The organism is Chryseobacterium sp. Tr-659 (genome assembly GCF_011752975.1).
Classification (GTDB): domain Bacteria; phylum Bacteroidota; class Bacteroidia; order Flavobacteriales; family Weeksellaceae; genus Chryseobacterium.
The window spans coordinates 506309-525887 of the sequence record NZ_VWWP01000001.1 but is presented as its reverse complement, the minus strand read 5'-3'; the positions used below and the strand labels follow the sequence as shown (position 1 = coordinate 525887).

The 19579-nt window shown below is 35.0% G+C and carries 20 protein-coding genes; 10 read left to right on the top strand and 10 right to left on the bottom strand.

Going from position 1 to position 19579, the window contains the following annotated elements; genetic code table 11:
• Positions 1 to 140: 140 nt before the first annotated feature.
• The 4 genes from asnS to F3J23_RS02265 all read right to left on the bottom strand — a co-directional run bounded on the left by asnS (position 141) and on the right by F3J23_RS02265 (position 5524).
• Complete coding sequence (asnS, locus tag F3J23_RS02280; RefSeq protein WP_167023463.1) at positions 141 to 1589, bottom strand: asparagine--tRNA ligase; 1449 nt, start codon at positions 1587 to 1589, stop codon at positions 141 to 143.
• A gap of 731 nt (positions 1590 to 2320) precedes the next feature.
• A complete protein-coding gene (locus tag F3J23_RS02275) occupies positions 2321 to 4048 on the bottom strand; it encodes a helix-turn-helix domain-containing protein (protein ID WP_167023460.1) in 1728 nt (575 codons plus the stop codon).
• 153 nt (positions 4049 to 4201) lie between these two features.
• Complete coding sequence (locus tag F3J23_RS02270) at positions 4202 to 4840, bottom strand: hypothetical protein (RefSeq protein WP_167023457.1); 639 nt, start codon at positions 4838 to 4840, stop codon at positions 4202 to 4204.
• Between the two features lie 36 nt (positions 4841 to 4876).
• A complete protein-coding gene (locus F3J23_RS02265) occupies positions 4877 to 5524 on the bottom strand; it encodes an LA_2272 family surface repeat-containing protein (RefSeq protein ID WP_167023454.1) in 648 nt (215 codons plus the stop codon).
• Between the two features lie 317 nt (positions 5525 to 5841).
• Here F3J23_RS02265 and F3J23_RS02260 point away from each other — a divergent pair, with 317 nt between their 5' ends.
• The 3 genes from F3J23_RS02260 to F3J23_RS02250 all read left to right on the top strand — a co-directional run bounded on the left by F3J23_RS02260 (position 5842) and on the right by F3J23_RS02250 (position 9313).
• Positions 5842 to 6771 (top strand): helix-turn-helix domain-containing protein, encoded by a 930-nt coding sequence (locus tag F3J23_RS02260; RefSeq protein WP_167023451.1) that lies wholly within the window; start codon positions 5842 to 5844, stop codon positions 6769 to 6771.
• A complete protein-coding gene (locus F3J23_RS02255; protein WP_167023448.1) occupies positions 6768 to 7571 on the top strand; it encodes a helix-turn-helix transcriptional regulator in 804 nt (267 codons plus the stop codon). The genes F3J23_RS02260 and F3J23_RS02255 overlap by 4 nt, the downstream gene beginning before the upstream one ends.
• A gap of 95 nt (positions 7572 to 7666) precedes the next feature.
• On the top strand, positions 7667 to 9313 hold the full coding sequence (locus F3J23_RS02250; RefSeq protein ID WP_167023445.1) for a serine hydrolase domain-containing protein: 1647 nt from the start codon (positions 7667 to 7669) through the stop codon (positions 9311 to 9313).
• 65 nt (positions 9314 to 9378) lie between these two features.
• Here the strand turns inward: F3J23_RS02250 and rimM are convergent, their stop codons facing one another.
• The 6 genes from rimM to F3J23_RS02220 all read right to left on the bottom strand — a co-directional run bounded on the left by rimM (position 9379) and on the right by F3J23_RS02220 (position 13196).
• Entirely contained in the window at positions 9379 to 9921 is a 543-nt protein-coding gene (gene rimM, locus F3J23_RS02245) for a ribosome maturation factor RimM (protein ID WP_167023443.1), read from the bottom strand.
• A gap of 14 nt (positions 9922 to 9935) precedes the next feature.
• Positions 9936 to 10499, bottom strand: a complete 564-nt coding sequence (locus F3J23_RS02240; protein WP_167023440.1) for a 30S ribosomal protein S16 — start codon at positions 10497 to 10499, stop codon at positions 9936 to 9938.
• A gap of 185 nt (positions 10500 to 10684) precedes the next feature.
• Positions 10685 to 11194: a nitroreductase gene (locus F3J23_RS02235; protein ID WP_167023437.1), complete on the bottom strand. Its 510-nt coding sequence runs from the start codon at positions 11192 to 11194 to the stop codon at positions 10685 to 10687.
• A 46-nt stretch (positions 11195 to 11240) separates the two neighbouring features.
• On the bottom strand, positions 11241 to 11876 hold the full coding sequence (locus F3J23_RS02230) for a DoxX family membrane protein (RefSeq protein WP_167023434.1): 636 nt from the start codon (positions 11874 to 11876) through the stop codon (positions 11241 to 11243).
• A 133-nt stretch (positions 11877 to 12009) separates the two neighbouring features.
• Positions 12010 to 12459: a hypothetical protein gene (locus F3J23_RS02225; protein WP_167023431.1), complete on the bottom strand. Its 450-nt coding sequence runs from the start codon at positions 12457 to 12459 to the stop codon at positions 12010 to 12012.
• A 206-nt stretch (positions 12460 to 12665) separates the two neighbouring features.
• Positions 12666 to 13196, bottom strand: coding sequence for an SRPBCC family protein (locus tag F3J23_RS02220; protein WP_167023427.1), 531 nt, complete (start codon positions 13194 to 13196; stop codon positions 12666 to 12668).
• A gap of 213 nt (positions 13197 to 13409) precedes the next feature.
• On the opposite strand from F3J23_RS02220, the gene F3J23_RS02215 reads away from it, so the two are divergent.
• From F3J23_RS02215 to F3J23_RS02185, 7 genes are all read left to right on the top strand, one after another.
• Positions 13410 to 15446 (top strand): M3 family metallopeptidase, encoded by a 2037-nt coding sequence (locus F3J23_RS02215; protein ID WP_167023424.1) that lies wholly within the window; start codon positions 13410 to 13412, stop codon positions 15444 to 15446.
• A gap of 13 nt (positions 15447 to 15459) precedes the next feature.
• The gene (locus F3J23_RS02210; RefSeq protein WP_167023421.1) at positions 15460 to 15879 is read left to right on the top strand and encodes a hypothetical protein; all 420 of its coding nucleotides are present in this window, start codon (positions 15460 to 15462) and stop codon (positions 15877 to 15879) included.
• A gap of 121 nt (positions 15880 to 16000) precedes the next feature.
• A complete protein-coding gene (locus F3J23_RS02205) occupies positions 16001 to 16201 on the top strand; it encodes a YqaE/Pmp3 family membrane protein (protein WP_167023418.1) in 201 nt (66 codons plus the stop codon).
• A 163-nt stretch (positions 16202 to 16364) separates the two neighbouring features.
• Positions 16365 to 16769 carry a hypothetical protein gene (locus tag F3J23_RS02200; protein ID WP_167023414.1) on the top strand — a complete coding sequence of 135 codons (405 nt, stop codon included), beginning with the start codon at positions 16365 to 16367 and terminating at the stop codon, positions 16767 to 16769.
• A gap of 4 nt (positions 16770 to 16773) precedes the next feature.
• On the top strand, positions 16774 to 17505 hold the full coding sequence (locus tag F3J23_RS02195; protein ID WP_167023411.1) for a class I SAM-dependent methyltransferase: 732 nt from the start codon (positions 16774 to 16776) through the stop codon (positions 17503 to 17505).
• 5 nt (positions 17506 to 17510) lie between these two features.
• Positions 17511 to 18359, top strand: coding sequence for a class I SAM-dependent methyltransferase (locus tag F3J23_RS02190; RefSeq protein ID WP_167023408.1), 849 nt, complete (start codon positions 17511 to 17513; stop codon positions 18357 to 18359).
• Between the two features lie 115 nt (positions 18360 to 18474).
• Positions 18475 to 19578: a serine hydrolase domain-containing protein gene (locus F3J23_RS02185; protein WP_167023405.1), complete on the top strand. Its 1104-nt coding sequence runs from the start codon at positions 18475 to 18477 to the stop codon at positions 19576 to 19578.
• Position 19579: the final 1 nt, after the last annotated feature.

Below are 19579 nucleotides of genomic sequence, written 5' to 3'. Positions count from 1 at the left end.
ATAACATATTCTACGAATTTAATAAATTTATTTGACAAAAAACAAATTTAGCATGATTTTTGCATTATGCATCTTAATATAATAAACTATTAATTAATAAAAAAAGCCTTAACTTTCAATTAAGGCTTTTTTTTATTGTTTTAGAATTCAGCGCTTTTCGGCGTTCTCGGGAAAGGAATCACATCTCTGATATTCGTCATTCCTGTCACGAAAAGAACCAGCCTTTCCAATCCTAAACCAAAGCCCGCATGCGGTACAGAACCGAATTTTCGGGTATCAAGGTACCACCAAAGTTCGTGTTCATCTACATGCATATCTTCCATTTTTTGTTTTAAAACATCTAATCTTGCTTCTCTTTCCGATCCACCGATGATTTCACCGATACCTGGGAAAAGAACATCCATTGCTGCAACCGTTTTGTTATCATCATTCAGTTTCATATAGAAAGCTTTGATCTCTTTCGGATAGTCGAATAATACAACCGGGCTTTCAAAATGCTTTTCAACAAGATATCTTTCATGCTCAGACTGAAGGTCGGTTCCCCATTTTTCAACAGGATAAGCAAATTTCCCTTTTTTGTTTTCTTTTGAGTTCAGTAAGATTTCAATGGCTTCTGTATAGCTCACACGCTTGAAACGCTTAGCCACTACATTCTGAAGCTTCTCGATAAGACCTTCTTTTGCTCTTTCTTTTTCAGGTTTTGTTTTTTGTTCTTCTTCAAAACGTTTGTCTAAGAAATCAAGATCATCTTTACAGTTATCCAATACATACTGAATTACATATTTCAGGAAGTCTTCAGCAAGGTCGATATTGTCTTCAAGGTTGTTGAAAGCAACTTCCGGCTCAATCATCCAGAACTCTGCAAGGTGTCTTGTTGTGTTCGAGTTTTCGGCACGGAAAGTAGGTCCGAATGTATAAATTCTACCTAATCCCATTGCTGCAGTTTCTCCTTCAAGCTGCCCTGAAACGGTAAGGTTTGTCTTTTTTCCGAAGAAATCCTGTGCAAAATCAATTTCACCATCTTCAGTTTTTGGCATATTGTTCAGATCAAAATTGGTTACTCCAAACATTTCACCTGCACCTTCTGCATCTGCACCCGTAATTACCGGTGTATTGATATAGAAAAACTGGTTTTGGTTGAAGAATGAGTGAACAGCAAAACTGACTGCGTGACGTACTCTGAAAACAGCTCCGAATAAGTTCGTTCTGAATCTTAAGTGCGCCTGCTCACGAAGTTTCTCCAAACTGTGTTTCTTAGGCTGAAGAATCGTACTCTGAAGTTCTTCTGTAAAGTTATCTCCTAAAACAATGATCTTTTTAGCAATAATTTCCACAGACTGTCCTGCTCCCTGGCTTTCCACTACCTCACCTACTACTTTAAGAGAAGAAGCTGTACTAATATTTTTGATGATATTTTCATCAAAATTTTCGAAATCAACAACTACCTGCAAATTATTAATCGTAGAACCATCATTAAGTGCAATAAAGCGATTAGCACGGAATGTTCTTACCCATCCGTAAACTGTAATGTCATGATGTAATACTTTCTTGTAATCCTTAAGGATTTCTTTGATCGTTTGCTTTTTCATTTGTTGATGATAAATTTTTTATATAAAAATTAATGTCTGCAAAGTTACAAAAAAACAGCGCAACTTGATGATTGCGCTGTCTTTAAAAATCATTTAACAAGCATTTCAACTTTCAGTTCAGAAAAACTGTCTTTTTTTAAGGTTACGCTCTCTCCATCTTTATCTTCAATTTCCCTTAAAAACATTCTGAACTTCAATAAAAATCTGCATTGATCAAGAACTTATCACTATAAAGAATAAATTTAATTTATTCTAAGTTTTCATGGATTAGTTTTTAATTTATCAAAAAGGTTATTAGTTTTTAATGATAGTCTTGTTGTTTATTCAATTCTTAATATTTTGTTTTGATTCCCACGCTTAATAAATAATAGTAAGAATGAATAAAACAGATCTCTTATGCTTCATGATTTTTAAATGAACATCACTCTTTACATATCTAACTTTTTATCATTATTCACATTCTGTTTGTTTTATTTTAATGGTTATTTTTAATGTTCTTCCGATTAATCTTTTTTAAGAATCTCTGAAATTTTCTGATCAGCGATCCTCTATTTGTATTTTGTACTGCGCACATACAAAATACAAGTGTTGTGTGTTTTTACCTGAAGCAAATATCCTGCAAAGTGACATGATAATACAAGTCAATAGTTTATAGATTCATAAATTTATATATCTAAAATTATGAATCTATAAATATTAACTAACTGAAAGCTAATAAGTTAAAATAAAATTTATTTCATATTCTCAATCTCTTTGAGATAAATGGAAAGCGGCGTTCCGGTTCGTTTTTTAAATGCCATTGTGAAAGCCTGCTCATTATTGTAACCAAGTTCTTCGGCAATAAACGGGATTTTATAGGACCTGAATTTTCTATCATTAGCCAATCTGTTGATCGCATAATCTATACGAAGGTCATTCAGATAAGTGGCAAAATTCTTCCCTTTGTAAGTATTGATAATTTCCGACAAATATTTGGAGTTGGTTTTTATTTTTTTAGCGAGCGCTCCTAATGTAATTCCTTTATTTAAGAACTGTTCTTTATTTTCAAAGGCTGCGAGCTCTTTAAGAATTGCCTGTGCAATATCTTCTGAAATAGTTTTGGTAATTTTATCTTCTGTCTCCGTATCTTGTAACGGAAGAGGTTCCGGCACTATTTCATTTTTCATCTCGACATCTTTCTTCACTCTTTTTTCATTTACAGACTGAATCAAATCCTGAGCAATTTTTTTGTATTTCTTTTCGGTCCTTTTGTATTTAAAGTAAAAATTCAGAAATAATAGATGTGATATCATTAGAAGACTTAAGACAATATAAAAGAGGTTCTTTCTTTTTTTAAGTTCATTCGTAATGGTTTCTTTTTCCTGCTGCAGTTCGGGAGCGTCATATCTTCTTGGAAGCTCTCTTGAAATATATCTGAACTGGGAGTCCAAAACCTGATCAACTTTTAAAAACCGTTCTACATAATACAATTGTTTTTCCTTGTCATTATTTTCTTTATAATAATCAATGAGATAAGTATATACATCTCTGAGCTCAGGATAGACATAATTGGTCTTAAGAACCATAGAATCAATCTTTCTGAAACAATCTATTGCTTTCTCTCTATCTTTAACTCCGGCGTAGGATCTTCCCAGATTTAAAAGGGTATAATTTTCGTTTCTACGAGTGGCATATTGGCTTGTTGAAAAATATTTTTTACATTCCAAAAGATTATCGATGGCTTTCTGATAGTTCTTTTTTTGTACATTATAATATCCAAGAAGCCCAAGATTCTGATGATAACGATAAATATCTCTGTTCTTTTTTGAATCTCTTAAGCCTTCCTGTATCAGAATATAAGCGGAATCCATTTTACTGATTTCTATATAGGCATCTGCCAAATTCAACTTAAGGCTATTTTTTTCCGACTCATTCATATAATCGGCGTTATAAGCGTAATGTCTTAATGTTTTTGCCGTTTCTGCATGTTTCCCGATATAATTATTAAGATAAGCAATACTGATATGTGCCATAGCAATCTGCCGTTTATTTCCCTTCTCTTTTGCGTATTTCAGCCCTAAGATATAGTTATTGAGTGCAGATTGAAGATTATCTGTTCTGAAATACAGATTTCCTTTTAAAAGATAGATTCTTGCCGGATAAATATTTTCTTTGGAGTTTTTGGTGATGTGTTGTAAGCTGTCGAGATATTTTAATGCATTGGGCAATGTTTCATTAAAATGGAGCATGACATATGCTTCCGCAATCTGAGTCGTGTTTTTTTCAGATTTCGCTTTTTTCAGGTAATAATTGGCAATACTTTTTTTACTGTGAGCATCTCCGGTCAGGTCATTGTAGAATTCTTCTTCCAATTCCTGATAAGTTCTTTTTTCCGGGATATTTTTTTCTATATTATGGGTTTGTGCATGAAATACATTCCCTATAATAAATAAAAGTATTAAATATTTTATTTTCATCATTCATCCTAGCTATATTACAAAAATATTATTTTTCTTCACTACATACATCACCTCTTTTGCTTTTTTCTATGTATTAATCGGTCTTTGCATAAAAATCAATATTGATAAAGGTATAAGAAGCGTACAATCTGAAGACTGTACGCTCTGTAAAAATCACTTCCATTCTATTTTCCCTTCCAGATAATACACTCTTCCTTTGTCTTCATAGAGAAGATCATATCCCTGATCTGTCAGATAAAAATGACAGACCTTCATCTCTCCTTTTTCTTTAAAATTGATTACAGCAGGACACATTTTTGCGTGCTCCATTTTCCTCACAATCAAATCATAATTTTTCTGAATATTCTTTTTATTATACATCGACAGCATCCTGTCATTGATAAAACGGACATATTTCAGAGAGGACAGAGAATAGGTAATTAACGAAAACGATTTCCCTGCAAGTTTTGCCGCATTTTCATTGAAAAAATTAGAGATCGAAATACTGTCTTGAGTAATATTTTTTACCACACTGCTCTCGTACCTTTTCCCATCTTCAAATTCCATACTGTAAACCGCTTCCATCTTTATAGCAAAACCGTTCCCCGACTTTCTTACATCCTCAAGATTTGTGAATACTTTTCTTTTTTTGATAGCAATAAGAACATTTCCTTCACCGCTGGTACAATCATAATATTTTTTATAATCAAAAGGTTCTTCTTTATTGACATTCAACGTATCAATGATGGTATTTTGGGAAAAGATATACCCGGATAGCATTACCATCAATATTATTAATTTATAATTGATCATCACCTTACTATTTTAATATCCAAACTAACTTTCTCATCACTTTTTATTGACCTTTTGCTTCTTAAAATTCCAGTTGATAAGAGGTAATTTTCTCTTTCCGTTCTCGTTCCACATTCCAATTTGCACACCTATGAAATTTCCACATTTATTATACAACCCAATCTGGAGTCCTCTACACTTCATTCCGACATTCGCCAATGGTGCTGCAGAAACGCCTTTTATTTCATGATGCAGATTAAAAAAAGGTGAAACAGAAACTCCGTTGGTCACAGCATAGGTGCTGATATTACTTGAAACGTTAATCTCCAATCCATTCGTTACCGTAGGTTCCATATTGATCAGTGACAATTGCAGCCCGTTGATCTTATTCATCTTTTCTCTGGGAACAATAACATAATCATCATCAAGATTCCAATCTCCCATTGACGGCAATCCGAAAAGCATCAACGGTGGAAGAAAAATGCCCAGGAAATTGAATCCCATTCCTAATCCGTTCACTCTTTTAGGGGTAAATTTTTCTTCCTCGTCATAATATTTGAATAAAATTCCGTTGACGTTTCTTACATTTTTTGAAGGGGAAGCTGCAACAAATCTTGATTTCAAAGAATCTATTCTTAATGTATCTGATGCATGCATCAAACTGCTGAATAAAAGAACTGCTATTAATAAAATTCGTGTTTTCATAACTCATTATTTTAAAATTACATTTCAAAATTATAAGCAGAGACCACCATTACGAATGTGAAAAAAAATTAAAAAAAATATCCTTTTTGTGAAAATCACAAAATGTATAGGGAGGCGTAAAGTTTTGAAGGGTTGGGAGCATGAAGAGTGAAGATGGAAGTTACTGACAGTTATCAGTACGACTACTCATTATAAAATCAAATTATTATAGCGAATTAATATTTATGCTTCCAGCTCCCATCTTCAAACCCTTTCAAACACAAAATCAACAATTATTTCCACAAAAAAATCATTACATTTGTGAAAATCACAAAACTATGCACCAGGAAGCTCTATTGAAGGAAATCCGAAGAAAAATCGGTGAAAAATCTTTAAATGATGAGATTGCCAACATTCTTAATATCAGCTATGATGCAGCTCACAGAAGAACTTCTTTGAAAGCCAAGTTCAGCTTTGAGGAAGCTCTGGAGCTTGCCAAGTATTATCAGATCTCACTGGATCAGTTTCTGGGAACGGAAAACCAGTTGGTGGTCAAAAGAACACAACCCGTAAAAACAACCGAAGACCTTCTGAACTATTTTGAAAGTTCACTGAAAATTCTGAATGTTTTCCAGAATATCAACAATTCTAAAGTATTTTATTCCGCGAAGGATATTCCATTTTTTTACACGATTTCAGATTCAATACTCTCTCGCTTCAAGTTCTATGTATGGATGAATTTATTGAATCAGGACAAATTTCTAAGCCCGTTTCATGAATTTAATATGGAATATCATTCTGTAAAAAATGAAATGCTGAAAGACCTTTACGACAAACAAAACGTAACAGAAATATGGAATGATACCACAATCATGAGCGCTTTAAGGCAGATCTCATTTTATTATGAAATGGGGCTGGTAAAGAAGAATGATGTTGATCTTATTCTGGATGATCTGAGGAAATTACTGGAAGGACTTGAAAATAAAACTCTGGAAAAAACTAATTTTCAGATATATGTGAATGATTTAGTAATTTTAAACAATAGTATTTTATTTAAAAATGAGCAGCAATGTTCCTTTTTTGTTCCTTTCAGCATGTTCGGATATATGATGACTAATGACCAACTGACGTGTGAAGATTCTTTAAGCTATTTCGAGCATCAGATTAAAAATTCAAAATCATTAAATGAATCAGGGAACAGAGAAAGAAAAATATTTTTTAATAGGATGTATGAACAAGTTGACAAGTTAAAACAAAATTTATCATGAACACTCTTCGTAACGGCGAATATTTTGGAAACACCAATGAAAAGATCAGTTTTGAAGGGCTGACCATTACAGATACGGAGTATACTCACCCTTACGTAGACTGGCACTATCATGAAAATGCTTACTTTACATTCCTTCTTCAAGGGCATATGAAGGAAGGAAATAAAAAGGAAATATATGAATGTTCTGCCGGAACATTGCTCTATCATCATTGGGAAGATCCGCATTACAATATTAAACCGGATGTTTTTACACGAGGTTTTCATATCGAGATCTCAAAAAGCTGGTTTGAACAGTTTGACCTTCAAAAAGACAATGTGGAAGGTAGTTTTAATATACAGGATCCCGGGTTAAAATTATTGATATATAAAATTTTTAAAGAGACCAAATTCAATGACTTTTCTTTTGAGCCAGCGGTCAGTCAACTTTTATTAAGCCTTTTCAGCAGATTAAATGCTCCGAAAGAAAAAAGTGAGAAGAAACCTTTATGGGTACATCATATCAACGAAATTTTACACGAGAGTTTCACTGAAAAATTAAACCTTACTGATCTCTCAAGAGCCGCGGATATCCATCCCGTTCATTTGAGCAGAGAATTTCAGAAACATTTCCATTGTAATCTGGGAGAATATCTCAGAAAATTAAAACTGAATAAGTCTCTGGAGCTTCTTGCTCTTCAGAACCCATTGACCGATATTGCTCTGGAATGCGGATTTGCAGATCAAAGTCATTTTATCCGCTGTTTTAAAGAAAATATAGGAATAACACCACTGAAATACCGAAGTCTTTTAAAACAATAATTCTTATACACATTAAGTCATAAAATTGAATCAATGTTAATATTGTTCTATTTTACCTGAAAGACACTTTTTATTTTTGTCATAAAATATTTGAGATGAAACGAATAGCACTGTTCATTATTCTTTTTACATTCTATCTTTATCCGGCCCAAAACAAGAATATCTTTACTCCGGAAAAAACAGAGAACCTGATACAAAAAAAATATTCAGGTAAAATCGTTTTTCTCAACAAAAAGATTTCTTTAGAAAACCTAAAAGAGTCTGATATTCTCACTTCTACCACATTTCAGGAAAATAAAGATCTGGATATTCATGTATTTTTTGATAATTCTCTTATCAATTATCTGCATCAGATTGATCCGGCTTTAAATACAGATGAATTGCTTACAAAAGGAAATTTTCAATTCTCATTTTATGTTGACAAAAAGCTGATCTACCAGGAAAATCTAAATACCGGAGCAGGCACACCGGAAAATAAAAAGTATAAAACTACTTTCAGAATCCCGCTCATCAGCAGCAAAAATGAAGATTCCTGGGGAAGATATCTATGGCAGCGTTTTTATCTGGCCCACGACGGAATTGATGCATTGGCTCCCGGAAATCATATTTTAAAAATTGAAATCCGTCCCTATCTGAAAACTTCATCTGTAAAAACGGGACCTATAATAACGGAAGGAGAAATTAATCTTAGTATTCCGCAAAAGAACATTTCAGAACAGCAGATTGCCGTTCAGCCTGTTCAGCCTAATAATGACTGGATCATTTCTAAGGAAAAATTCAATGTTGAAATAGTCAGAAATTTAAATAAAAAAATAGCAGAAAACAGATTCAGAAATATTACCGGCATTGCTGTTATTAAAAACGGAAAACTGCTTCTGGAAGAGTATTTCAATGGTTCCGGAAGAGATTCCTTACAAGATACACGCTCTGTTGGAAAGTCTTTTTCTTCTGCTTTAACAGGAATTGCAATAAAAGAAGGCTTCTTAACAAGTGAAAACCAAAGTCTGAAAGAATTTTATACACTTAATGAATTTAAAAATTATTCTTCCAAAAAAGAAAATGTCACTATAAAAAGCTTATTAACAATGAGCTCAGGATTTGATGGAAATGATGATAACTATGAATCTCCGGGAAATGAAGAAAACATGTACCCTACAGATAACTGGGTACAATTTACATTAGATCTGCCTATGACAGAAAATACAATGGGGAAAACATGGAGCTACTTCACTGCCGGCGTTGTGGTAACCGGAGATATTCTGGATAAAGCTGTTCCCAAAGGTCTGGAAAATTATGCAGATCAGAAATTATTTCAACCCCTTGGAATTAAGGATTATCAATGGCAATTCACACCTCAGAAAAAACCTTCTTTGGCCGGAGGATTAAGGATGAAAGTGCTGGATTTTGCCAAATTCGGACAGCTTTATAAGAATAATGGCATCTGGAATGGGAAAACAATTCTGGATACAACCTGGATCAAAAAATCTTTTACCAATTATTTTGCGGATAATAAAGACTTTGAAGGCTATGGTTATTTATTCTGGAGAAAGGTTTATAAAGCGGGGAATACCACTTTTGAAGCATTTCAATGCAGCGGAAATGGAGGAAATAAAATTATTATTTTTAAGAATATTCCTGTTGTCATCGTGATTACAGCAACCGCTTATAATCAGTCTTACGCCCATGCACAGGCAGAAAAAATAGTGCAGGAATACCTTTTACCCGCAGTAATGAGTAAATAAGTAACTGGCAATGAATAATAATTGATACAATGCAGACGGAAAAAGCTTATTGCTTATTGCAAAAACTATTCGTCTTTTTTAGATGGAACCAGGAATACGTCCATCAAGCCTTCAGGCAGTTGCATTTTAATGAATCTCTCTTCTCTGTTCACTTCCAGAATCCAATCTTTGATTAAAGGAATAACAATTTCTCTTCCTTCAAATCCTAAAATGAAATAATTTTGTGCAGTTTGATCGTTTACAGAACGGATTACTCCACAGTCATTATCATTTTCATCAAGGATATTATACCCGATAATTTCGTGATAGTAGAATTGTTTTCCTGAAAGTTTAGGTAAACTGGCAAGCGGCAGGTAAACATTTTTACCCAGCACCTGATCTACCATAGCTTCAGAAGAGCCTTTAAAAGCAATATTCAGAGCATCTAATTTGCTCCATGATGATTTTTCAATAAAAAATGGAACCAATAATCCGTTGATTTCAACGAATATTGATTCCAATTTATTGTAAAGCTCGGGTTGGTCGGTATCCAATTTAAGGATGACGTTACCCGCAAGTCCATGTCTGCGTGTGATTTTCCCTAAAAAATAGCAATCTTCTTTACGCATAACAGGGTTTGTTCTTAAGCTTCAGTGTTTTCTTCAGTTTCAGCAGCAGGAGCTTCTCCTTCTGTAGCTTCAGCAACTTCTTCAGCAGGTGCGTTTGCAGCTTCTTCAGCAGCTTTAGCATCAGCTTCAGCTTGTGCAGCAGCAGCGATTCTAGCTTCGTTTACTTTTACTTCAGCGTCTAAAGCAGCTTTCTTAGCATCAGCTTTAGCAGTTGCTAAACCTTCTACTTTACCTTGTACTTTTGCATCTTTAGCGTCTACCCAAGCGTTGAATCTTTTCTCAGCTTCAGCTTCATCAAAAGCACCTTTAGCTACACCACCTTGTAAGTGTTTTTTGTAAAGGGCACCTTTGTAAGAAAGGATAGCTCTAGCAGTATCAGTAGGCTGAGCCCCGTTGTTTAACCACTGTACAGCAGAATCAACGTTCAATTCGATAGTTGCCGGGTTAGTAATTGGGTTGTAAGTTCCTAGTTTTTCGATGAATCTACCATCTCTTCTAGCTCTAGAATCTGCAACCACGATGTGGAAAAAAGGTTTTCCTTTTTTACCGTGTCTTTGTAATCTGATTTTTACTGACATAATGTTTGAATTTTACGGGAACTCGTCCCAGTTAAATATTTAAGAGTGCAAAGATAAATAAAAAATCTGATTGGGCAATCAATAATGTAACAATTTATCAATCTAACAGTATAACAATATTTTCATTCCCTTTTTAGAAGTGCTGCATTGGTATATTGGTAAACTATTTACATTGTTATATTAGTCTAAATTTTCCCCATATAGAAAAGCCCCAGACATTTCTGGTTTTCTTCAATAGTAAGAGAGTCTTTCAAATCCTCTACAATCTTTGGAGAACTCCAATAGCAGCCAATATTGTTTGCGGTACAGCTAAGATACATATTCTGAACTGCCATTGAAGTAGCTGCAATTTCTTCCCATTCCGGGACCATACCGCTAAAATTAACAATAATGGATACCACCGCATTGGCTTTATTAATCTTAAAACCTATGTCATTATATTTTTTTTCCAGGAAAAGCTGTTCAGGCTGTGTTGCTTTATAGATGGCCTGCATTTCTGAAGCCAGCTTTGCCTTTTCTTCACCTTTAAAAACCTTGAAACGCCAAGGCTTTGTACGTTTATGATTCGGAGCCAGTGTTGCTGAATGTAAAATTTCATCAATGACTTCCTGAGTTATTTCCGCATCTGTATAATCTTTTGGAAAGATGCTTCTTCTCTGCTCTATAATTTCTTTTAAAATGTCCGCTTTATTCATACCTGCAAATTTACAACATGAAATTCAATCTTTTCATTTAAAAACATTAAGTATTCAGCATTAACTTATGATTCCTGTAAGCTTTTAAATTACTAAAAACAAAAGTCACTAAAATGGTGATGATCAATATTCCGGTTAACCATTTCTCATATACATTCCCTTTTACAGGGTCAAGCATATACAATATCATAAAACTTACGGCATATATAACTCCGGCAATGATCCAGACAGATGCAGGATCCGGATATTCCTTTACCGTACTTGCTTTATTGTAATTAAAAAGCGGAAGCCATTTATGATTGTCCCACACTACTAATAGAAGGACAGCAATCATCATTAAAGATGTTATTATCCATGTTCCCGTGAATGAAAGACTGATGGTGATGATCCAGATATTACTCAGTATAGCCAGAAACATTAAGGCCCCTAGTGTTGCAAAACGTTGTGTCATTAATAAAATTCCGGCAATGAGCTGTGCAAGACCTAAGAAGTTCCAATAAAAACCTGATTGGTATAATGCTTCAAAAAAATAACCGATCGGATCATCGGTAGAAATTCTTGTGAAGCGCTCACCCATCAGTTTTACGAGCCCTGACGGAAAGAAAGCAAATCCCACTACATAGCGGAGATGTATAATAATCCATTGATTAATTCTGCTGGTTCTTAGTTTTTCGAAGTTCATAAGCAGGTTTTAAGTTTAAGATTATTAGTTGCTTGCAGATGATTAATCGTTACAGATTATACAATCTTTCCTTATAATCCCAAATCTTCTTATACCTTCTTTCCCTTCATCAATAACTAAGACAGCCCCTTTCCTATAATACCTCTATAATCTTCTGATGGATCTTATTCAGGGTAAACTCATCACCGGGTTTCATTCCCATCATCTTTTTGGCCATGGGGCTTTCCGGAGAGATTGCATAAAACCGGTCTCCTTCAAAGAAAAACTCACCCAATGATACTGAAATATAGAAACGGGCTTTATTGGTGATCACCAAAGAACCCAGCTGAACTCTTTGCGTAGCAGTGTTCAGTACTTTTGCCATATTTCGTTTAAGATCGTTTAATGCCCCGAGCTGCCGCTGCATCTGGTAAATTTCCTCCTGCATTTCTTCTCTCATGCTGTCATATTTTGGAGTTTTTTTGATGTCACGGCTTGCTTCCTGAGTAAATTCGATAAAGTTTTTTAATTTTTCAATTTTCTCTGCAATGGTAGTTTTCACAAAGTCCCTGATATCACTTTTTTCAAATACAATCTTCTCCATAAATCGATTCTTTATATAAAGATAATATTTTTAGAATAATAATTTACATTTTCCTTAATCTTATCAAATCACTATTGCGAACATCACTATTACAGGTACAGCACTAGAAAATGGTGATTTATTATACAAAAGAAGTTGGCTTTTGGGGCCAACCTCATTATGTATGTTCCTGCTAAAGCCGGTTCAATATCTTTCTGTTTGAATATCTATTTCTCAGATAGTTTTTTCAAGTCTCCTAATCCCTGCCCAAACATTTTATCCATGTTACCGTTCATCAAAGGCTTCATGATCTTGGCCATAGCATTTAATTCATTATCAATTGACCACGTCACTTTGGTTCCGCTTCCTTCAGGAGTAAGCGTAAAAACGGCTTTAGCATCTCCCTCAAAAGGCTCTACAAAATGAAGCTTTGTACTCATTTTTTCGTTTGGAACAATTCCTGTGATGGACTGTTCTCCTTCTCCTACATTTTTATCTCCTTTCCAGTGATAGGAATCTCCAACTTTATCTCCTTCTCCTGAATAAGTGATTACAATGTTCTTATCTGCTTTTGAAAAAGGATCCCACATATTATATCCTTTCAAAGAACCCACATAAGTCCATACTTTTTCCTTTGGGGCATTAATGACGATGGATTTTTCATAATGATAGTCTTTACTGAAAGCCAGTATTGCGATAACAGCATAAACAAGAATCAAAACAATGATGATTCCGATAATTTTAAAGAGTGTTTTCATAGTCTATTTATTTAAGGTTTTTGATTTCAATGATGATTCTTACAATCTGTTTTCAAAATTAAATATTCCCACCTCACTCCCACTTTTCATATGACAAGATTATTTAAAGGTAAGGTATTTTTGTCACAACTTGATATTCAGGCATTATTTTTGACCGCTTCAGCTGTGATTCCGCGATGAATCATTACATTTACCTTATATAAAAATCGAAAAATGAATATTTTAACAGAAAAATTTAACACTCCATATCATTCAGCGCCATTCAATACTATTAAAAATGAAGATTATCTTCCTGCTTTTAAGGAATTAATCCAGCAGTCTGAAGCAGAAATTGATGCCATTGTAAACAATCCTGAAGCGCCCACTTTTGAAAATGTCATAGAAGCATTAGCGTACTCAGGAGAGCAGCTGGATGTGGTTTCGAATATTTTTTTCAACTTAAATTCTGCAGAAACCAGTGATGAACTTCAACAGCTGGCCCAGGAAGTATCTCCGATCTTAACAGAATATTCTTCAAAAATTTCTCAAAACGAAGCCCTTTTCAATAAGATCAAAAAGGTGTATGATGAAAAGGATACATATCATCTGAATGAAGAGCAGCAAATGCTTTTGAATGAAACTTACAAAGGTTTTGTAAGAAGCGGTGCCTTACTGAATGAGGAAGACAAAGAGAAGTTAAAGAAAATAAGTATGGATCTTTCTCTGAAGTCTTTACAATTCGGACAGAATGTACTGGCCTCCACCAATGCTTATTTTAAACATATTACGCATAAAGAAGATCTGGCCGGAATTCCCGAGGCTATCATCGATCAATATGCTGAAGAAGCTAAAGAAAGAAACCTTGAAGGCTGGGTTGTTACGCTGCAATATCCAAGCTATATCCCATTCATGACGTATGCGGAAAATCGTGAACTGAGAAAAGAACTAGCTTTAGCAAATGGCAAAAAATCATTTGACGGAGGGGAATTTGACAACCAAAACCTCATCAAGGAGCTGCTTCAATTGAAACAACAGAAAGCTGAACTTCTAGGATATAAAGATTATGCAGATTTTGTTCTTGAAGAAAGAATGGCCAAGTCTCCGGTAAAGGTTTTTGATTTTTTACAGGAACTTCTGACCAAGGCTAAACCTTATGCCAACAAAGAAATCGAAGAATTAAAATCTCTGGCAAAAGCTGACGGAATTGAAGAAATGCAAAGTTATGATCATGCATTTTATGCCGAAAAGCTTCGCAAGCAGAAATTTGACCTTAATGATGAGGAACTTAAACCTTATTTTCCTTTGACTCAGGTGCAGGATGCCGTTTTCGGGCTGGCGGGTAAACTTTTCGGATTGACCTTTGAGGAAAGAAATGATATTCCTAAATATCATGAAGAAGTAAAAGTATATGAAGTAAAAGAAACGTTAGCCTCTTCTCAGGAAAGCAGCTACAAAGCGCTTTTATATGTTGACTATTTTCCAAGAAAGGGGAAAAGAGCCGGTGCATGGATGACCAGCTACAAAAATCAATATAAGCAAAACGGTGAAAACTCCCGTCCCCATATTTCCATTGTCTGTAATTTCAGTAAGCCTACAAAAGATACTCCAAGCTTACTGACATTTCAGGAAGTGACAACTTTATTTCATGAGTTTGGCCACGCACTCCACGGAATGATGGCTAATACCCAATACCCTACTCTTTCAGGAACTTCTGTAAAATGGGATTTTGTGGAACTTCCTTCTCAGTTTCTGGAAAACTTCTGTTATGAACCGGAATTTTTGAAAACTTTCGCAAAACATTATAAAACCGGAGAGGTTCTACCTGACGAAAAGATTGAAAAGATCGAGCAGTCTAAAAACTTCATGGAGGGATACCAAACGTTAAGACAGCTGGGCTTCGGGCTTCTGGATATGAATTACCATACAAAAGTGGAAGAATTAGAACATGAAAGTGTAAAGGAGTTTGAAGATAAGTACACAAAAGCCACAGCGCTTTATCCTACTCATTCTGAAACAGCAATGAGCCCTAGTTTCTCACATATTTTCCAGGGTGGATATTCCGCAGGATATTATTCATACAAATGGGCTGAAGTGTTGGATGCTGATGCTTTCCAGTATTTTAAAGAAAACGGAATTTTCAATCCTGAAATTGCTGCTAAATATAAAGTACTTCTTTCTTCCGGAGGAACCAAAGATCCTATGGAGTTGTATAAAAGCTTCAGAGGCAGTGAACCGAAAGTGGAGAGTTTACTGAAAAGAGCATTCGGATAAAATTAAAGTCTGAATGAGAACGGAAGAACTTAAAAATTTGGAAGCCGTTTTTAATGAATCATTAAAAACGGCTCTTCATCATATTGATACTGAAAAGATAGATGAAATCTTAGATAATAGAGATTCTCCCGAATTTTCGGATCTATGGATGAAAGCTTATCATGCTGTTGAAGAAACAATGACAGAGGAAGAATTGGAAGACAACATCAGTGATATGCGGAAGGAAATCTTTATATCAACATTCAGGATTACCGGTTCTTCGGAATTGGCCGCCTATATTTCTGATGATTTTGGGCTTATCTCCTCTTATTACATTCATCTGATTGAAAATAATTGGGTAACCAATCTTCTTTTCACTTATTTGAACCATCAGATTCCCCAAGAGAAATTAATGGAAACTGATAGAACAATGAAAGAATTGATAGATAAATAGTAAGCCATCATCTTCAAATAGCCATGTATGACTATCATTGAGCAATTCACAATTCAAATGATTGGTATTACTTTGTAAATTGATTTATTAAACTGAAAACTCAACCATAAAATTTCAAACCATGTTATTAGCTATTCTACTTCCTTTTTTATCATTCATTGTCCGTGGAAAAATCCTTACCGGAATTATCTGCCTTATTTTACAGATCACTCTGATTGGATGGCTTCCCGCAGCAATTTGGGCAGTCCTTTCTTTAAATAATGAAAGAGCAGATAAACGAAATGATAAACTGATTAGAGCAATGCGTAAAAATAATCAGTAAATCGTAGAAACAATCTCTATATCAAAACCAAAGCCGGAAATGTTTCCGGCTTTTATATTGATCATCGCCAGCTTCAATGCCATTTCGTTTCCAGATAATTATCGTATTTTTATAATAAGTATTTCCGGCTGTAAAACACCGGATAATTTTATCAAAAATAAATATGAAAATTGCTTACAAAAACAAAAGAATTCTTCTCAATCTGATCATTGGGATAGTATGGATTATTTTGGGTTCCAGTTATTTTTTTGAAACCGGAACCTCTCTATGGAGGCCTTATGTAATTATAACATTAGGAGTATTTTACCTTAGCCTTGCGGCTTATGAATATTTCTATAAGTATATAACCATCACGGATCAACAAATCAGCATTAATGTATTTCCTAAAAAGAAAATGAATATTGACGATATTATTTCCGTAAATTATTATGCTGGTGATTATACTTTTACCTCCTCTGACAAAACGATAAAAGTACTCAAATCACAGATTAATCCGAAAGATCTTCCCCGGTTCGAGGTCTTTTTAAAAGAGCTTACTTCTAAATTAAAACCAACAGATCCTTTATAATTCTATGAAAGAAAATAAATACGATAATCCGTCATTTTTTGAACAGTATGAAAAAATGCTTCGTTCCCAGCTTGGGCTGGAAGGGGCCGGAGAATGGCATGCCTTGAAAAAAATGCTGCCTGATTTTAAAGGAAAAAACGTTTTGGATCTCGGATGTGGTTTCGGGTGGCACTGTCGATATGCAATAGAAAACGGTGCAACGTCCGTCATCGGAATTGATCTTTCCGAGAAAATGCTTAATAAAGCAAGAGAAATTAACAGTCTTGAGGGGATTCAATATGAAAGAAAGGCATTGGAAGACCTCGATTATCCTTCCGAAAAATTTAATATCATCTTAAGCTCGTTAACACTGCATTATGTGGAATCATTTGATACAATCGTCCAAAATATTTACCAGTGGCTGACTTCCGGCGGATATTTCATATTCTCCGTGGAACATCCTGTTTTCACCGCTGAAGGAGGGCAGGATTGGGTATATGATAAAGAGGGACAGAAAACATGCTGGCCCGTTGACCGATATTTTATAGAGGGAAAAAGGAATACAACTTTTTTAGGCGAAAATGTAATCAAGTATCACAGAACTTTAACTTCTTATCTCAACATTTTATTACAACATGGTTTTAAAATAAAAGAAATTACAGAACCTCAGCCAAGTCCTGAAATGCTGAAAGAAATCCCCGAAATGAAAGAAGAACTCCGCCGCCCCATGATGCTACTGATCTCCGTGGAAAAATAAAGTGTATGGAAAAAGAGATTTTACCTCAACCGGATAACACTGCTGTGAGAACAGCTTTGTGGCGCGCCTTGCATGTTCAGACAGATGCAGAACCCCATATTTTAGAAGACGAAATCGGGCTGCAGCTTATAGCCCCTGAAGAACACTGGCAGGAACGTCCTGATATGAAATACACGAAAAGACTGAGAGCTTCCATTGTAGCCCGTTCCCGGTTTATCGAAGATCTTATTATCCGTGAAAGTGAAAGAGGAACCAAACAATATATTATTCTCGGAGCAGGCCTCGATACTTTTGTTCAGCGAAGAACAGTGATTGCATCTCAGCTTCAGATTTTCGAAATAGACCAGCCGGACACATTGGCATGGAAGCAGAAACGTTTGTCGGAAACAGGTTTCGGAATTCCGGAAAACTTACATTTTGTTCCCGTTGATTTTGAAATTTCTTCATGGTGGGATGAACTTATGAAAGCCGGATTCAAAAATCATGAACCGGCAGTAATTGTATGTACCGGAGTTACTTTATACCTTACAAAAGAAGCTATTCTTACTACTTTACAACAGATTTCAATGATTGCACCAGGCTCAAAAGTCGCCATGTCTTTTTATCTTCCGATAGAACTTCTCGAAAAAGAAGATCGCCCCATGCAGGAAATGGCTGAAAAAGGAGCCCGAGAATCCGGAACTCCGTTTGTAAGCTTTTTCTCTCCTTCCGAAGTTTTGTCACTCGCTCAGGAAGCCGGACTTAAAAGGGCAGAGATCATTTCTACAGAAATTATAAAGCATCTTTATTTTTCCGACCGAACTGATGATCTGGAACCGGCAAGTGGTGAAATTTTCCTGGTAGCTTCCGTATAGACCTTACCTCATATAAAACTGAAAATCAACAATTAAATCTCAAAATACAAATTACTATATTGTATAACATAGTAATAAAAATAAATCATATCTTTGCATAACAAAGTATAAAAATATGATTTTAAAAAAACTGACAACCGTACTTGTGCTGCTTCCTTTATTCTGTAATCCATTGAATGCACAGATCCGCAGTAAAAGTTATGAGAAGAAAATAGACAGCCTGATTCTTACTGAGTTTGGGAATAAAAACGAGCCCGGTGGTGTATTTTTGATTAGTCAAAAAGGGAAAAGCCTGTATAAAAAAGCTTTCGGTAAGGCAAATCTAGAGCTGGATGTCAATATGACTACTGATAATGTTTTCCAGATTGGTTCTATGACTAAACAATTTACAGCAGTTGCCATTCTGATGCTTGAGCAGCGGGGTAAACTCAATGTCAATGATCCGGTTTCAAAATATATTAAAGATTTTCCGAACGGAAATCAGATTACCATTCACCATCTTTTAACACATACTTCAGGAATTAAAGATTTTACTAAAATGAAATCCCTTTCTACGATTGCCCAAAAAGAAATGAAACCTGAAGCTATGGTTGATTTTTTCAAAAATGAACCTGTAGATTTTGCTCCCGGTGAAAAATTTGATTACAACAATTCCGGCTATGTGATGTTAGGATTTATCATTGAGCTGGTTTCTGGAGATACTTATGAGAATTTTATCAAGACAAATATCTTTGATAAAGCAGGAATGACAAATTCGTATTATGCTTCTGACAGAAAAATTATTCCCAAAAGGGCGTACGGTTACCATAAAAAGGAACAGGGATTTGTGAATAAAACTATCATCAGTTTCAGTGTTCCGTTTTCTTCCGGCTCACTCATGTCTACGGTAGATGATATGTTAAAATGGCAGCAGGCATTAAATCAGAATATTTTATTAAACCCTGAGGAAACTCAAAAGGCCTTTCAAAAATATAAACTGAATAGCGGAGAAGAATTCACTTACGGATATGGATGGCATCTGAAGGATCTCAATGGCACTCCGGATCGTGAGCATGGAGGAAGTGTTTTCGGATTCAAAAGTATGGGAGTTTATATTCCCAATGAAGATATTTATGTAATAGGTTTCAGCAATTGCGACTGCCATTCTCCTACTGAAGTCACCAGAAATATTGCCAAAGCAACGCTGAGTGAAATAAAAGTACCAATAAAGAGACGGTAAA

Bases quoted from the DNA above. Each gene is read 5' to 3' on its own strand.
- asnS (WP_167023463.1), bottom strand. From the start codon at position 1,589: ATGAAAAAGCAAACGATCAAAGAAATCCTTAAGGATTACAAGAAAGTA.
- F3J23_RS02275 (WP_167023460.1), bottom strand. From the start codon at position 4,048: ATGATGAAAATAAAATATTTAATACTTTTATTTATTATAGGGAATGTA.
- F3J23_RS02270 (WP_167023457.1), bottom strand. From the start codon at position 4,840: ATGATCAATTATAAATTAATAATATTGATGGTAATGCTATCCGGGTAT.
- F3J23_RS02265 (WP_167023454.1), bottom strand. From the start codon at position 5,524: ATGAAAACACGAATTTTATTAATAGCAGTTCTTTTATTCAGCAGTTTG.
- F3J23_RS02260 (WP_167023451.1), top strand. From the start codon at position 5,842: ATGCACCAGGAAGCTCTATTGAAGGAAATCCGAAGAAAAATCGGTGAA.
- F3J23_RS02255 (WP_167023448.1), top strand. From the start codon at position 6,768: ATGAACACTCTTCGTAACGGCGAATATTTTGGAAACACCAATGAAAAG.
- F3J23_RS02250 (WP_167023445.1), top strand. From the start codon at position 7,667: ATGAAACGAATAGCACTGTTCATTATTCTTTTTACATTCTATCTTTAT.
- rimM (WP_167023443.1), bottom strand. From the start codon at position 9,921: ATGCGTAAAGAAGATTGCTATTTTTTAGGGAAAATCACACGCAGACAT.
- F3J23_RS02240 (WP_167023440.1), bottom strand. From the start codon at position 10,499: ATGTCAGTAAAAATCAGATTACAAAGACACGGTAAAAAAGGAAAACCT.
- F3J23_RS02235 (WP_167023437.1), bottom strand. From the start codon at position 11,194: ATGAATAAAGCGGACATTTTAAAAGAAATTATAGAGCAGAGAAGAAGC.
- F3J23_RS02230 (WP_167023434.1), bottom strand. From the start codon at position 11,876: ATGAACTTCGAAAAACTAAGAACCAGCAGAATTAATCAATGGATTATT.
- F3J23_RS02225 (WP_167023431.1), bottom strand. From the start codon at position 12,459: ATGGAGAAGATTGTATTTGAAAAAAGTGATATCAGGGACTTTGTGAAA.
- F3J23_RS02220 (WP_167023427.1), bottom strand. From the start codon at position 13,196: ATGAAAACACTCTTTAAAATTATCGGAATCATCATTGTTTTGATTCTT.
- F3J23_RS02215 (WP_167023424.1), top strand. From the start codon at position 13,410: ATGAATATTTTAACAGAAAAATTTAACACTCCATATCATTCAGCGCCA.
- F3J23_RS02210 (WP_167023421.1), top strand. From the start codon at position 15,460: ATGAGAACGGAAGAACTTAAAAATTTGGAAGCCGTTTTTAATGAATCA.
- F3J23_RS02205 (WP_167023418.1), top strand. From the start codon at position 16,001: ATGTTATTAGCTATTCTACTTCCTTTTTTATCATTCATTGTCCGTGGA.
- F3J23_RS02200 (WP_167023414.1), top strand. From the start codon at position 16,365: ATGAAAATTGCTTACAAAAACAAAAGAATTCTTCTCAATCTGATCATT.
- F3J23_RS02195 (WP_167023411.1), top strand. From the start codon at position 16,774: ATGAAAGAAAATAAATACGATAATCCGTCATTTTTTGAACAGTATGAA.
- F3J23_RS02190 (WP_167023408.1), top strand. From the start codon at position 17,511: ATGGAAAAAGAGATTTTACCTCAACCGGATAACACTGCTGTGAGAACA.
- F3J23_RS02185 (WP_167023405.1), top strand. From the start codon at position 18,475: ATGATTTTAAAAAAACTGACAACCGTACTTGTGCTGCTTCCTTTATTC.